Raw genomic sequence first — 14,967 nt, 5'->3', positions numbered from 1 at the left:
CCCTTGATCCGCTGCTCGCTCTTCAACTCCTGATTCCAGACCTCGCGTCAAGATAAAAGCCTGCTTAAACGCCAGTGAGCGAGACAGTTGATCCAGGACCGACTGGAGCAACCCAAAGCAGGAATATTTGAAGGATCCAGCGCCAGCCAGACGCCCTGGAGTGCCGATCTGCGGAGGCTGGTGAGGCCGTGACCAGCGGTAATCACGCGCGTTGACCGCGACCGAACTGAGAAGTTCGTCGCATCTCGATGGCGTGCGGCACGACACTGAAGGCCGCTCGCCTCTTTCAACCCTGACCGAAGACTCTGGCCGCTGCCTGTCAATCCAGCGTGACGGTGTATCGTCAGGTGTGGCGCTCCGATTTGACCTTTCCCGCCTCGGTTCAGCTGGAGAGGAACCAGCCCCTGTCCAGGCGAGGCTGGACGCTGCTGAAATCTTGATTCCGACAGACCCGGCTGCGGCGCTGATCCTGGTTCAGGAAGCGCACGAGCTGGCCAGTCAGGTGAGAGACGCGCGCGGCACAGCCCGCGCGCTGATCTTACTCGGCGGCGCCCTCCTCGCCCAGGGGGAGATCCAGGGCGCCCGACTCGCGTTCGCGCAGGGTCGGGAGACCGCCGTGGCGGCTGAAGACGGCGTCACAGAAGCGCGGGCCCTCAACGGCCTGGGGCTCGTGGCCCGCGCAGACGGACAGTACGGGGACGCCATGGAACACCACCTCGCCAGTCTGCACGCGGCGCAAGCATACGGGGATGAGGTCGGTCAGGCCCGGACGCTCGGGAACATCGGCGCGCTCCAGTCGGAACTCGGCGATCATGAACTCGCCCTGCACACCTACCGGGAGATGCAGCAATTCGCGACGCGCGCCAAACACGTTCCCCTGCAATCCGCTGCGGGCGTGAATGTCGTCTTCGCCCTGCATGAGCTGGAGCGGCACGGTGACGTCATCGGGACAGCCCAGGCGCACCTGCCCTTCATCCGCGCGCACGGGCTCCACCAGCACGAGGTGGTACTGCACGTAAATGTCATGGCCAGCCTCGTCGCAACTGGACAGGCTGAGCAGGCCGCGCAGGTCGGCGCGCAGTGTCTTCCAGTGGCGGAACAGTACGCCACCCGCGAGCAACTCACCCATTTCCGCATCACGCAGGGGCAGGTCCTGCTGGAGACCGGCCAGCTGAGTGAAGCGCAGGCGCTCCTCGAACGGGCCCTCGAGGAAGCCCGCCGCTGTGGTTGGGTTCCACAGGAGCGGCTCGCCCTCGGGCACCTGAGCGACGTGCACGCCCGGCAGGGCCGATGGGAGCAGGCGTACGCGCACGGCCGGGCGGTGCAGGCCCTGGACGGCGCGCGGCGGGTGCAGGACCTCGACCGCAAAGCCCGGGTGCTCAGCGTGCAACTGCACACCGAGATGCTCCACCGTGAATCTCAGGCGGAGCGTGCCCGAACGGCAGAGCTCGCTCAGATGGCAGAGCATCTCGCTGCCGCGCAGCATCACCTGGTCGAACAGCTGCGGCACGATCTCCTGACAGGCCTGCCGGGCCGCGCGCAGTTTCAGGCGGAACTTGACCGTCGTCTCGCCGTGGCCGGTGATGATCCGTTCAGCGTGCTGTTCATCGACCTGGACCGTTTCGCCGTCGTCAACGACGCACTCGGGCACGACGTGGGCGACCGGGTTCTGCAGCAGGTCGCCCGCCGCCTCCGCGCGACCGTGCCGGACAGCGGCGTCGTGGCCCGCACAGGCGGGGACGAATTCAGCGTCATCCTCCGCTCGCTGGGCGAACCCGGGCACGCCACGCGCGTCGCCCACAAGCTCCGGACTGGTCTGACTGCGCCCATTGAGGTGGACGGTCACGTCGTCCATGTGACCGCGTCGTTCGGGGTGGCGCTCGCGCCGCGTGACGGCGTAGACGTGATCACCGTACAGAAGCACGCTGACATCGCCCTGCACCGCGCCAAACAGGCCGGCCGGAACGGCGTCCAGACGTTCGACCTCGCCATGGGCAGTGAGACGGCCGCGCAACTGGCCCTGGAACGGGACCTCCGGGCGGCCTTAACCCGGGGAGAATTCCTGCTGCACTACCAGCCGGTGTTTGACGTTTCAAGTGGTCTGGTGACGGGCTTCGAGGCGCTCATCCGCTGGGCGCACCCCACACAGGGCCTGATTTCACCGGGGACCTTCATTCCGGTGGCGGAGGAGGCCGCGCTGATCGTACCGCTCGGCACGTGGGTGCTGCATGAAGCCTGCCGGCAGGCTACCCTGTGGCAGGTGAGCCGGGCCGTAACGATGAGCGTCAACGTCAGCGCGTTGCAGTTCGAACAGCCGGACTTCGTGAAGACGGTTCGGGAGGCCCTCCGGTCGACCGGTCTCCCCCCAGGGCAGCTGATCCTGGAACTCACGGAAAGCGCGGTGCTCCGCGACCCGGACGCAGCGGTCGCCCAGCTGCGCGATCTGCGGGCCCTGGGCATCCGGATTGCCCTGGATGACTTTGGGACCGGGCACAGCAGCCTGAGTCTGCTGAGACGGCTGCCGATTGACGCGCTGAAGATTGATCGGTCCTTCGTGCAGGACGCGGCCGCTGAGGTGATGGTTGGGGTGGCGGTCACACTTGCGCGGGCTTTTTCGCTGCATGTGGTTGCTGAAGGCATTGAGACGGAAGGACAACGGGCCCTGGCGCAGGCCCTGGGGTGTGACGGGATGCAGGGCTACCTGCTGGCTCGTCCCGCGCCAGCCGACGAGATGCCGCCGTGTTAGCCTGAGCACCCACGCAGTTCCTACCGGCACTTGGAGATCTTCATGTCTGAGCAATTCCCGATGCCTCCCCCGCATTATCTGGATGTCATATCGGACGGCTACCTCGCTCTTGATCATGAGTGGCGGTACCTGTACGTCAATCCAGCCGCCTTGAACGTGCTGGGCCGGCGGGCTCAGGAGTTGCTTGGCCAGGTCATCTGGGAGGTCTATCCCGATACCGTTGAGCGATTCGGACCGTTGTACCGCCGCGCCATGCACGAGGGCGTTGAGGTTCAATGTGAGGAGTACTACCCACCCCTCGATCTGTGGACACAATTGCGCATCTTTCCCACACCTGAAGGGATTGGCGTTCTATTCCGAGACGTTACCGAGCAGAAGCGGGCGAAGCAGTATCACGACAATCTCCTGGCGCTCAACGCGCTGCTCAACGCTGCAGCCACGCCGGACGAAGTGGCGCACGCCATCCTGCACTCAGCGCGGAGTGACTGGGGCCAGTACGGGGGTGTCATTGCGCTGACGGACGCGGCGGGGCAGACCCTTTCCCTGACCCACCACCTCGGGTACGAGGCACCATTGACGCAGCGCTGGGCGACCTTCTCAACCAACCTGGATCTGCCCATGGCGCACGTCCAGCGCACCGGTGAGCCGCTCTTCCTCACGGCTGAGGAGGCCCACGAGCGATTCGCGGACCTGCGCGCCCGAACGGGGTTTCACAGTCTCACCTGCCTGCCGCTCCAGGTGAACGGCGGCCCGGTCCTGGGAGTTCTGGCCTTCAGCTACGAGCAGCCACGCCGGTTCGATCAGCCCGAACGGACGTTTCTCACGACACTCGCCACGCACTGCGCTCAGGCTATTTCCCGCGCCCGGCTGTACGAGCAGGCGCGGCGGAACGAATTACGGTACCGGTTGCTTACAGAAGCGACGAGTGCGTTCACGTGGACATCCAATGCCGACCTCTGGATCACGGAGCCGCAGCCCACCTGGAGTGCGTACACGGGTCAGACGGACGAGCAGACACTGGGTGACGGCTGGCTGAATGCGATTCACCCGGCAGACCGTCCTGACCTGCACCGTCAGATGATCGAGGGGCAGCGCCAGGGTGGACCGTTCCGCCTGCACGCCCGCGTCCGCCGGGCAGACGGCGCGTACCGGGCAATCGTTTCGAATGTGATCCCGCTCCCGTCCCCGGCGCACGGCGGACCCGTGCTGATGGGCGTGGTCCAGGACGTGACGGAAGAACAGGAACGCGCTCAGGTGCTCGCGGAGCGGCACCGCCTGATTGAAGTGCTGGCCCACGACACCCAACCGGCGACCCTGGCCAACCGGATCATTCAGGAAACGGCAGGTCTGATGGAGGCTGCGCACGTCGCGCTCCTGACGTGCTCTGCTGCGTCCAGGGACTGTGTGATGCTGGCCTCCTTCGGGACGCCACCCATCAGCCCCGTTCCGATGCAGCGTGACCTGCTCCTACGGGCGCGCGGGACGCTGCATGACCTTCCCAACCATCCGCGCACCCACCTGCTCGTGCTGCCCACCCGCAGCGAGTGGACCGCCGCGCTGCTGATAACGCTTCTCGACGACCTTCACGTCGCTGACCCGCGGCCTGCCCGTCTGCAGGATGTGGCCGGGCTCTTCGGGGCAGCCCTGGAGCGCGCCGAACTCCTGCGGAACCTGTCTGAACGTGAAGCGCACGCCCGCTCCATTATCGAAGCGCTACAGGAGGGCGTCGTCCTGATCCAGCCGGACGGCAACGTAACTTTCCTGAACGACAACGCTCGGCAGATGCTGCGGATGCCTGACAATCAGACTGGGCGGCCGCTGACCGAACTCGACTTTGTCGATCAGCACCATCTCCCGATCTCGCCCGAACGTCTCCCCTCCAGCCGCGCGCTTCAGGGAGAACGGATCTTCGGGGACATTATGGGCCACCAGAACGGAGGGGCAGTCACCTGGTGGTCCGTCCATGCCACGCCACTCCCTACACCCGTGGGAGGGGCGCTGCAGGCAGTTATGTCCATTCAGGACGTGACCCACCAGATTAATCTCCAACGGGAACTGGAACGTCAAGCTGCCCGTGACGAATTGACCGGTCTTCCGAACAGGCGGTCCTTCGCGGCTCGCCTGACGGCGGCCCTCGACGGCAGCAGCGAAGCTTCCCTCTGGGCGGTCCTGCTGCTGGACCTCGATCACTTCAAAGACGTGAATGACGTGATGGGCCACCAGGTGGGTGATGAAGTCCTCGAACATGTGGCGGCCCGATTGACGCAACTTCTCGGGGATCAACCTCAGAGTATGGCCGCGAGGCTCAGTGGAGATGAGTTCGGCATGCTGATCCCGGTTCAGAGCAGACAGGAGGCGGCTGTCTTCGCCGACCGCGTCCTACAGCACCTGAGTGAACCGGTCACCGTGAGCGGATATGACCTTCACTTGGCGGCCAGTATTGGCGTGACCGTGGCCCCCGCGGACGGCCGCACGGTGCGGGATCTCCTGCGTGGTGCAGACCTGGCCATGTACCGGGCGAAAGGCAGCGGCCGGAATACCCTCAGCCTCTTCGACGTTGAGCTGGCTCAGCAGCGAGAACGGCGCCACCAGGTCAGCCTGGAACTACGCAGCGCGCTGGAGCGCGACGCGCTGCACCTCCAGTACCAGCCTATTCAGACCCTCAATGAGGGGCGCCTGGTCGCGGTTGAGGCACTGGCTCGCTGGCACAGTCCCGTGCTCGGTGTGGTCTCCCCAGCAGAGTTCATCGCGGTGGCGGAGGACACCGGGCAGATTCTCAAGCTGGGTGAATGGGTACTGAACGCCGCGGTCCGTCAGGCGACCGCATGGTGGCGCAGCGCGGGTCGTCGCGTTCGCGTCTCGGTGAATGTCAGCCCCCTCCAGTTCCTTCATGCCGATTTTGCGCAGGTGACGCGGGCGGCGCTGCGCGCAGCACACCTGCCCGCAGAGATGCTTCAACTCGAAATTACAGAAAGTACCGTCATGCGCGACGTGGCGCGAACCCGGCGTCAGTGTGAAGAACTCCGCGCGATGGGTGTTCGGCTTGCGCTGGATGATTTCGGTACCGGGTATTCCAGTCTCTCCACCCTCCACTCACTGGACTTTCACCTACTGAAGTTGGACCGATCATTCGTCTGGGGCCTGGAAGGCGACACGCGGCGGGAAGCCCTACTGCGCAGCGTGGTGACTCTGGCCGAGTCGCTCTCCATGGAGATTGTCGCCGAGGGCATCGAAACCGAATCGCAGCGACGCCTCCTGATTGAGCTGGGTTGTCAGCTAGGGCAGGGATTTTACCTGGCCCGCCCACTGAACGCGAATGATGTCGAGCAGGTCTGGGGCGATTGATCGTTCAGAGGATGAATCAATGGCGTAGCAAGCTTGACTCGCTGACTGCAAGGCGACGTGGTCACTTATGAAGAGGGACAAATGGTGCGCTCGAATGTATAGGTGCTCGAGTTCCCTACCAGAAGGATGAACAGGACTGTTCAAACCGCAGGACGACTCGAAGGACTGGTGACGCTGGATGAGGCGCGGCATCTGATACATGCCCCCCATCTGCTCAATTCACCTCAACGGCGCAGTGCCAACTTGAATCTCACCATGTCACATCGTCACGAGTAGCGGCCGGGAACGCGTTTAGCTCCGCCTGTACACTTTCTGCTCATACATTCTACTGTCGGCCAGCCGGAACAGCGCCGAAGCTGTGCGCGCCTCGGCTGGAGCATGAGCTAGGCCTATGGCTGCGCTCACAGACTCTGGTCTCAAAGACGCCAGAGCGCCATGAAGACGTGTGGCCACATGCGTAGCAGCCAGAGGTAGCAGCGCCGCAAACTCATCGCCGCCCAGCCGGTACACTGACCCCTCACCAGCCAGGACGCCAGTCAGAGTCTGCGCAACCCCAACCAGAAGCCGGTCTCCCGCCTGATGCCCCTGCTCATCATTGATCAATTTGAAGTCATTGAGGTCCAGTAGAACCAACTGAACGCCGCTCGCATCCTCAAGCGCCCGATCAAGCGCGTGATCAAATGCCCGGCGGTTGCCCAGCCCCGTGAGGCTGTCCACGTGAGCCCACCGTTCAAGCCGCTCGAGTAGCGCGTGCATCTCCGTGTAATCCTCCTGAACGCCGACGAAATACCGGAGAACTCCATTCTCATAGAGCGGCTGCACCCGCACGCGGTACCGCATGCGCTGACCGTCCTTACGGTAATTCAGGACAACCCGGGTGAAGCCCTCCCCCCGGTCCAGTGCTTTCCGCATGACCTCAATGTCCACAGGATTGGTCTCGGGTCCCTGGAGCGCCGCACAGGTCTGACCACGCACATCTTCCAGCCGATAGCCTGACTCCCGTGTGAACGCCTCATTCACATACAGGATGCGCCGCGCCGAATCAGTGATAAGTAGGCCAATGTCCATCACGTTCAGCAACTGCCACACCACTTCGTTCGGTGGAAGCGCCAGTGGCGCATGGACCGCAGTCATGGCTGCTTCCAGTTGGTAAGACACTCATCCCGAAGCCCAGATGGAGTAGGAGTGGGGCGGCCCAGATAGTATCCCTGGGCGTAATCGGCGCCCAGTTCACGCACCAGCGTCAGTTCACTGGCGGTTTCAACGCCTTCTGCCACCACACGGATCCCCAGATCATGCGCGTACTGAATCAAAGCCAGAATCAACGGCACACGTGGATCCGCACCGTGCAGGTCCCGGATGAGGGCGCGGTCCAGCTTCACGAGGTCCGGTCGCAACTGCGCAAGGAACGTCAGGCTGGTGTGCCCGGCACCCAGGTCATCGAGCGCGACCTGGGCACCCTCGGCCCGGTAGCGCTCCAGAATGCGGCCCAGCAGGTGCAGGTCCGGGAAGGCTTCACTCTCTGTGACCTCGAACAGGAGATGACTGAAGTCGGCGCCCACGTCCCGGCAGGCCTGGAACGTGGTTTGCAGGCAGACATCCGGGTTGTACACCACCCCAGGCGCGAAGTTGATGAACAGCACTTCCTCCGGCTGGAGTTGTGGGTAGGCCTGTTGGATGGCCCCGCGCCGGGCGTGCGCGTCGAACGCCCGCGCCTGTCCGTGAGCTGCCGCCGCTTGCAGCAATGGACCCGCACCGACGAGGGCTCCGTTCCAGTGCGCTCGCACGAGCGCTTCGTATCCGTAGACTCGGCCGGTGTGCAGGTCAGCTACGGGTTGCAGGTGGAACTGCAGTTGCTGCGCCGCAGCAAAAAACCAGTCGGTGCTCAGCCGCTGCGCCCAACGCTCGAGTGGAGCCACCTGCCAGATGTCCGGGCGTGCGTCCGGTGCCGCGCAGGGCGCGGCCATGAGTTCGGCGCGCTCCGCGGACGTGAAGGAAGCCAGGATGGCCTCCAGCAGCGCCGCACTGGCGTGAGGCAGCCACACACCGTCTGGCTTCCACTCGTGTTCAGCGGACGTCGCATGCAGGTGCATTCCCAGGCAACGCCGAACGTGCGCTGACGGCGAGTGAAGCAGTAGGCCTTCCACCACACCTTGGCGGGCAGAGTGAAGAGTCTGGCACTCGCAGGCCCCTGTCGGCGGTAGCGGGGAGGAAGGTAACATACGCTATACGCACCATAAACGCCTGTTCGGGTCACACAAGACTGCATGAAGGAACGACCTTGATCTCTAGACCGGACATCTTGCCTTCAAGTCGCGCCTGGCGCGTGAAATGGCGTACTCAGCAGCCTGATCAGTTCGGGTCACTCGGACAGGTTCCCCCGCGGGGCGTGACCCAGTTGCTCCGCGCCGTACCGCATCTCATGGCCGATCGGGCGTGAGCCTTCACCTTGATCGGAACCTGCGCCTGGAGCCACACTCCGATCCGCAAGCAGCTGGCCCAGCCCAGGGTGACCAGCCCGAACACACGCTCCAGTCGGTCTGAGTGGATGATGCCGGTCCGCTCCAGATCAAATCCGCGGACCTCGAGGCTGGCGAACGTGCACTCCATTGACCAGCGCGGCCGGTACAGCACACACGTGTCTCACACGCTGAAATCCGTGGCGATGGCCACTGGGTCCCCCGCGGGGGACCTGGTGGCCACGACCTGCATCACCTCGCCGTAAACGTTGCCCCGCTCGCAACTCACTTCCCCGACCTTCAGGTCACCGAACCAAGCGTCCACGCGCAGCTCATCGGCCATGGCATTCTTCCGGATGCGGATGGCCCGCTTGATGTCCTTCCGTCTCAGGAACCGGAACCACGCTCCACCGATGAACTCCCGGTCCGCGACGAGACCCATCCAGCGGCCCGCTGGATGGGCCTTCAGCAGCCTGGAGACCAGTGCCTCACCATACTGCTGTTCCCGTCGTGGGTCAGAGCGGTCCAACTGCGCGGCATCGTGTGCCTGTGCAAGACGACGCCCAGCACCAAGAGGTTCAAAGGTAAGTCGTACGGTCCATGTCGAGGAGCAATGTCCCGGGGGGCAGGAGCGCCAGCAGGAAGGCCAGGCACACCGGTTCGGTCAAGTGCGGAGCGCGGCACCCTCGTTCTAACCGTCCTTTCTTCGCTTCGAGGGAGCTTGCCACAGTCAGGTGGGTGCACAGGTCACTCTGGTTCACACGCCTCGCGGTCACCATCGCCAGGACGATGTCCACGACACGCTGCCCGGACGCTTCACCGCGCCATTTCACTGATCTCTCCTTGAGCGAGAGAGGCTGGTCTTGCCCCCATCCATTAGCAGCGGCATACTCTGAACAATGTCTGGACCGCTTCGCCTCCTGTTTATAGACGATCAGGAGACTGATCTGATTTTCATCGAGGACCTGTTAACGGACACTCTGCTTGACGTGTCGTTTACGGCGCGGACTTCAGCTGCCGACGCGCTCCAGTATCTCGCCTCGACTGAGATTCTGCCCCACCTGATCGTTCTGGATCTGCACCTAACGGGCTTGAGTGGTCTGGAGTTCCTGGCAGCGGTGCGGTATTCCAAGAGAACGCAGTGCATCCCAGTAGTGGTCCGCAGTGGCAGCGCAGACCCTCAACACCATGCAGATGCACTGGCGGCTGGCGCCCAGACCTCGCTGGTCAAGCCTTTCAGTTACGCTGACCAATTGGCCCAGATGCTGGACCTGTATGAGACCTGGGAACACCTCCGATACGACGCGAAGGGCCACGCCTGAACGCTGAGTTGCTGCTTCATTCTGAGTAGATGTTCGACATCTGGTGGACATCACCCAGTCGGCTGTCTGCAGTTCATCATGATGGGTGTTAACTACCGACGTGATAAGGGGCCGAACGGGCAGTTTGCTGAAGAGAACATCTTCTTGGCTTGTCGGCATCATCGTCGACCGGCCACGCACTGCAGATCCAGCTGCTATTTTCATTCCAATCATGTGTTCCCTCTGCTGCTCCCAGTTCGACCCTTTTCAGATGGTCACCAGCGGGTTGATCAATCAGCAGGCTGCGCGACATGACAGTACTTACCCCGTTGCCTCACCGTGCCATGGTTGACAGACCGGACCAGGCCACGCCGACGGCCCGACTGATGTCACTCGCGCGCCTCACGACAGAGTTGACGGTCGCGCAGCATGCAGACGCCGTCACGGAGCTGGCCGTGCACGCTCTTCAGGCAGGCTGGCGACCGGACCACACGGCCTGGATCTCTGCAGCAGAGCTCGCGTATGCGCCGCAGGCGGTGCGGGACGCTGCTGATGCGGGCGCTGTAATGACGGTCCAGGACGCTGCCGCACAGGCCGCCGTCCCTGACCGACTGGCCGCGACCGTAACGGTGCTGCCCTGCACCGGTCCAGTGGGTGTGTATGGCGTGGCAGTCCTCACATGGACTTCACCCTATGCGTGCACCGAAGCGGACCTGGCTGCTTGGCACATCTGGGGCGCGCAGGTAGCCATGTCCCTCACGCGGCTCATCCAGAAGGACGAACTTGATCGCCGGGTGGCGCAGCGGACCCATGAACTCGAGGAGGATCGCCTGGCGTTGGACGCTTTCGTGGCGTACAAGGAGGCCGTTGGGGGCGCCAGTGACGTTCTGACGCTGGTGCGTCAGGCGGAACAAGTCCTGCGCACCAAGATGCCACACCTCAGCGCCGCTTACTACGAACTGGACGGCGGCCGCTGGATCGCGCGGGTCTGGTCGGACGACCTGCCCCAGGAACTGGCGGCTGCCCTGCAGGCCGGAGTGCCCGCAGATACGCTGAACTTCGCGCAAGCGCGCGACACCCAGGCAGACGTCTTCGTCGACGGGTGGGACGCGGCGGCCAATCACCTGCCGGGCGCAAGTGAATTCGGCGCCGCGGCGTTCCTCCCCCTAGTGGTTGGTGGGCGCGTCCATACTGTTTTTGCGGTCGGTACGCAGCAGTCGGCCCGCTGGTCCGAGCGGGAAAAAGCCCTGATCCGGGCTGTGACGCGCGGCCTGCAGGTCACGCTGGAGCGGACCGAACACCTGCGGCAACTCGAAGAGGAACGCGCGGCCCTCGACGCGTTCGTGCAGTTCACCGAAACGTCCAGTCAGGTTCTGGATCCGCAGGAACTGGCGGAACGGGCCACCGCGGTCCTGAGCGCCACCCTTGACGTTCATGCCAGCTTCCTGACGCGTCAGGACCAGCAGTGGGTAGGCCAGGCGTTTTCCGAGACAGTCGAGGACGACACGCGAGCGGCCGTGCGGCGCGGCCTGCCCGCCTCCTGGCAGAACCTGCAGCGTCCCTTTGAAGCAGACGACGCCGTGTTCATCGACCAGTGGGACCCGGAGACGCAGGCCAGCGCCCCCACCGGCCTGTACCACGCGGCGGCCCTGTATCCCTACCGTCGGGCCGGGCAACCGCATGGCCTGCTGATCATCGGATCCTCTCGCCGGGGGGCGTGGACGCACCGGGAACGGAGTGTGTTCTGCGCGGTGGGCCGGAGCCTGGCCCTGGCGTTCGAGCGGGTGGAGCGCAACGAGCAACTTACGGAAACGGCGCGCGCGCTCGAGGCGTTCATGGCGTACACCGAAGCGATCGGCACGCGCACCGACGTGCGCGCGCTGGCCGCCCAGGCCATCTCCGTGCTGGAAGGGCACTTCCCAGGCAGCAGCGTCGGGTACTTCGAACCCGAGCAGGATCTGTGGAAGATCCAGACGTGGAATGACGCGTTCCCGCCGGAATTGCTCCGCGTGTTGCAGGCCGGCGTTCCGGAGAACCCGGTCATCACGGAACTCCTGCGCACCCGGGCCGCTGTGTTCGTCGACCTGTGGGACGCGCAGGCCGTGAACCTGGAGGAGTCGGACGGGTATGGCAGTGGCGTGAACGTGCCGCTGATCGTCAACGGGGAGGTGCGCGGCATACTCGGGATTGGCCGGCCGGACGCCACGCACTGGCAGCCGCAGGAACAGGCGCTGGTGCGGGCCGTGGCGCGCGGCCTGACCCTGGCGATGGAACGCGCCGCTGCCGCGCAGACCCTGGCGGATCAGAATGCGGAACTCATGGCCCGCGCCCGAGCCCTGGAGGGCATCGCCGAGCTCACGCGGGACCTGTCCATCTCCGGTGATCCGGCGGCGCTCCTGCGGCAGACGCAGGCCCTGGCGCTGTCCCTGCTGCCGGAAGGGTGCGCACTCTACTACGAGCTTGACGGGGACCGGTGGCGTTGCCGGTCGCAGGTCGGCGTCCTGCATGACGAAGGACTCCAGTCCGTCATCGACGCCGGTCTGCTGTACGAGCAGACGCAGAATCTCGTGATTCCCTGGACCACAGGAGACACCTACTTCCAGGATCTGTACGATCACGACACCGATGGGCTGGGGGATCTCACACTGGAGGTCGGGGCTACGGCCACGCTCCCCGTTCACGTTGGCAAGGAGATCATCGGGATTTTCGCGGTGGCGCTGCGCAGTGTGCGGCGGTGGACCGCCACAGACCGCTCGGTCCTCGAGACGACTGTGCGTCAGCTTGGTCTCGCCCTGGAAGGAGCCCGGGCGAATCAGGCGCTGGGCCGCACCCGGCATTACCTTGAAGTGGCGGTCGCCAATGCACCCATGCTGCTGTTCGCAGTGGACACCCAGGGCATTTTCACTCTGTTCGAAGGGGACCTCGCGCGGCGATTGTCGGACCGTCCGCAGGACCTGATCGGGCAGTCGGCCCCTGACCTCTTCAGGCACGACCCAGCCCTGCGGCACATCACGAGCCTCCACCAGGCGTTCGCGGGTGAGGAGGTGCACGAGGTCATCGAACTGAGCGCTCGGCAGATCATTCTCGAAGTGTGGTTCGTGCCGGTTTTAGACGCGCGGGGTCAGGTGACGGAAGTTGTGGGCGTGGCGCTTGACGTCACGGAGCGTTGGACTGCGCAGCAGCACCTCGAAAGCACCAACGCGGAATTGCGGCGCAGCAACACCGAACTCGAGCAGTTCGCGTACGTGGCCTCCCACGACCTGCAAGAGCCGCTGCGGACCGTGACGAGTTTCACGGATCTCTTGGCGCGGAAGTACGCGCCCGCCCTGGATGAGCGGGGCCTGCAGTACATGGGGCTCATCACGCAGGCGACCGGGCGGATGGCGCAGCTGCTCGAGGATCTGCTGGTGTTTGCGCGGGTGCATCAGGCGCCCGAGAACCGGGTCAGGGTGCACACGGACGCGCTCGTGCGCCAGGTGTTGGATGACCTGACCGGTCTCATCCACGAGAGCGGCGCGCAGGTGGATATTCAGCGCTTGCCGGACGTGCATGCCGACCGCTCGCAGGTGCGGCAAGTTTTTCAGAACCTGATCGGCAACGCCCTCAAATTCGCGGCGCCGGAACGCCCCCTCACCGTGCGGATCAGGGGTCGGCAGGTGGGCGACCGGGCCGAGTTCACAGTCGAGGACAACGGCATAGGGATCGACCCGCAGTTCCACGAGCGGATCTTCACGATCTTCCAGCGCCTGCACACGCGGGAGCACTACGCGGGCAACGGCATCGGGCTGTCTATCAGTCGCAAGATCGTGGAGCGGCACGGTGGTGAACTGAAGGTCACGTCAGCCGAAGGTCGAGGGAGCACCTTCACGTTCACGCTCCTTGCGGCGCTGCCAGAAGGAATAGGCTAAACTGATCAGCCCGGTCAGGACGGTCGCCATCTGTTATGACCTCAGGTTACGTTGGCCCTCCACTGCGGTTCAGTAGCCCTGATCTGCCAGCGCGCGCTCGGTGCAGGTTGCTGACTGACAGCGGTTCCCAGTTCAATTGAAGGGCCAACACCACGCCCTTCAATATTCCTTGATTCTGCTGTGAGGAGACCCTCACCAGGTCCGCTGCGTCTTTCGGCGTCATGGGTGTGGAGTTCCTGCTCCCTTGACGTATACCGGCGTGCCCTTCGGAGGGACGCGTCGCTTAACAGTTTTGAAAGGATCTGATAGGCATGATCGCCTACACTCGGCGGTGTGAACGATGAGTGGGCGGTAGAGGATCTGGTCCTCCTGGATCTGTATTACTCTGGCCTGCTACACGGCGAGCTGGTGGAGGAGGTGAGCGCTCGCCTGGACGGCGACCTGACGTTTCAGAATCTGGCCGAGCAGTACCTGGCGGACTGGACAGACCTGCTTGCAGTTCTGCAACCGACTGAACTCATACCAGACGGAGCTGAAGAACGGTTAATTACGAGACTTCGGGCGGCGCGTTACTCTTTTGACCACCCAAAGCAGTGACAGGTGGCTCAGCACCGGACATCTTTGATTTTTGATCGACTGAGACGCAGTTCGCTGATTCCTGCTCTGGGTCACATCCGAAGCAGCAAAAGAGCGGCATCACTGGTCTGTGACGATCCACGATGCCGCTCCGGAACAGCCTACCAGTCTGCCCGATCTGTTGAAAGCACGACTGCCCTTCCTGCGCCGAGACACGCTGAAGCGTGTCTCGGACGTTGTTGAAGCGCTGATTCAGGCTCAATCCACCTGCCACAGACGCTTGGGTACTTTCCTTCCCGGCGACATGTCGCCAGAAGCCAGAAAAAAGCGGCTACAACGGTGCTTTCAGGATCAACAGTTGACGGGCGAGGTGTTTCTCGACGTCCTCCTTCCCCTCCTCCCCCCAGGCAAGTTGGTTTTCGCCATGGACCGTGCGAACTGGGAGCATGGCACCCAACCCTTGAACCTTCTGGTGCTGGGTGTCGTCCTGCAGGGATTCACGCTTCCTCTCGTCTGGGAAGCCATTCCCCACAGTGGCAACAGCAACACATCCACACGCGAGCGACCGGTCGCTCGCCTGCTGAAGCACCTTCCAGCGGCGCGCTGGAAGGTGCTGGTCGCAGACCGGGAAT

The 14,967-nt window shown here is 63.9% G+C and carries 8 protein-coding genes and 1 pseudogene; 6 read left to right on the top strand and 3 right to left on the bottom strand.

The window, feature by feature from the left end; all coding sequences use genetic code 11:
- The first annotated feature begins 436 nt into the window (after positions 1 to 436).
- Positions 437 to 2,746: an EAL domain-containing protein gene (locus IEY69_RS21035; RefSeq protein ID WP_189075040.1), complete on the top strand. Its 2,310-nt coding sequence runs from the start codon at positions 437 to 439 to the stop codon at positions 2,744 to 2,746.
- 42 nt (positions 2,747 to 2,788) lie between these two features.
- Complete coding sequence (locus IEY69_RS21030; RefSeq protein WP_189075039.1) at positions 2,789 to 6,091, top strand: EAL domain-containing protein; 3,303 nt, start codon at positions 2,789 to 2,791, stop codon at positions 6,089 to 6,091.
- Between the two features lie 291 nt (positions 6,092 to 6,382).
- Here IEY69_RS21030 and IEY69_RS21025 read toward each other — a convergent pair whose 3' ends face one another.
- The 3 genes from IEY69_RS21025 to IEY69_RS21875 all read right to left on the bottom strand — a co-directional run bounded on the left by IEY69_RS21025 (position 6,383) and on the right by IEY69_RS21875 (position 8,992).
- On the bottom strand, positions 6,383 to 7,249 hold the full coding sequence (locus tag IEY69_RS21025) for a sensor domain-containing diguanylate cyclase (RefSeq protein ID WP_189075038.1): 867 nt from the start codon (positions 7,247 to 7,249) through the stop codon (positions 6,383 to 6,385).
- The gene (locus IEY69_RS21020) at positions 7,222 to 8,184 is read right to left on the bottom strand and encodes an EAL domain-containing protein (protein WP_229784183.1); all 963 of its coding nucleotides are present in this window, start codon (positions 8,182 to 8,184) and stop codon (positions 7,222 to 7,224) included. The genes IEY69_RS21025 and IEY69_RS21020 overlap by 28 nt, the downstream gene beginning before the upstream one ends.
- 550 nt (positions 8,185 to 8,734) lie before the next feature.
- Positions 8,735 to 8,992 carry a hypothetical protein gene (locus IEY69_RS21875; protein WP_229784182.1) on the bottom strand — a complete coding sequence of 86 codons (258 nt, stop codon included), beginning with the start codon at positions 8,990 to 8,992 and terminating at the stop codon, positions 8,735 to 8,737.
- Between the two features lie 457 nt (positions 8,993 to 9,449).
- Between IEY69_RS21875 and IEY69_RS21010 the strand changes: the two genes are divergently transcribed.
- The 4 genes and pseudogenes from IEY69_RS21010 to IEY69_RS20995 form a co-directional block, all read left to right on the top strand.
- Positions 9,450 to 9,872 (top strand): response regulator, encoded by a 423-nt coding sequence (locus IEY69_RS21010; protein ID WP_189075037.1) that lies wholly within the window; start codon positions 9,450 to 9,452, stop codon positions 9,870 to 9,872.
- Between the two features lie 728 nt (positions 9,873 to 10,600).
- Complete coding sequence (locus IEY69_RS21005; RefSeq protein WP_189075036.1) at positions 10,601 to 13,759, top strand: GAF domain-containing sensor histidine kinase; 3,159 nt, start codon at positions 10,601 to 10,603, stop codon at positions 13,757 to 13,759.
- A 333-nt stretch (positions 13,760 to 14,092) separates the two neighbouring features.
- On the top strand, positions 14,093 to 14,356 hold the full coding sequence (locus IEY69_RS21000) for a hypothetical protein (protein WP_189075035.1): 264 nt from the start codon (positions 14,093 to 14,095) through the stop codon (positions 14,354 to 14,356).
- Between the two features lie 109 nt (positions 14,357 to 14,465).
- Positions 14,466 to 14,967, top strand: a pseudogene (locus tag IEY69_RS20995) (IS4 family transposase); the annotation flags it as partial.

The sequence above is a fragment of the Deinococcus sedimenti genome, from assembly GCF_014648135.1.
GTDB classification, from domain to species: domain Bacteria; phylum Deinococcota; class Deinococci; order Deinococcales; family Deinococcaceae; genus Deinococcus; species Deinococcus sedimenti.
Note: the sequence above shows the minus strand (reverse complement) of the source record. Positions and strands in the feature narration are given on the sequence as shown.

Coding starts and splice junctions, on each gene's coding strand:
- IEY69_RS21030 (WP_189075039.1), top strand. CDS start 2,789: ATGTCTGAGCAATTCCCGATGCCTCCCCCGCATTATCTGGATGTCATA.
- IEY69_RS21020 (WP_229784183.1), bottom strand. CDS start 8,184: ATGCACCTGCATGCGACGTCCGCTGAACACGAGTGGAAGCCAGACGGT.
- IEY69_RS21875 (WP_229784182.1), bottom strand. CDS start 8,992: ATGGGTCTCGTCGCGGACCGGGAGTTCATCGGTGGAGCGTGGTTCCGG.
- IEY69_RS21010 (WP_189075037.1), top strand. CDS start 9,450: ATGTCTGGACCGCTTCGCCTCCTGTTTATAGACGATCAGGAGACTGAT.
- IEY69_RS21005 (WP_189075036.1), top strand. CDS start 10,601: ATGTCCCTCACGCGGCTCATCCAGAAGGACGAACTTGATCGCCGGGTG.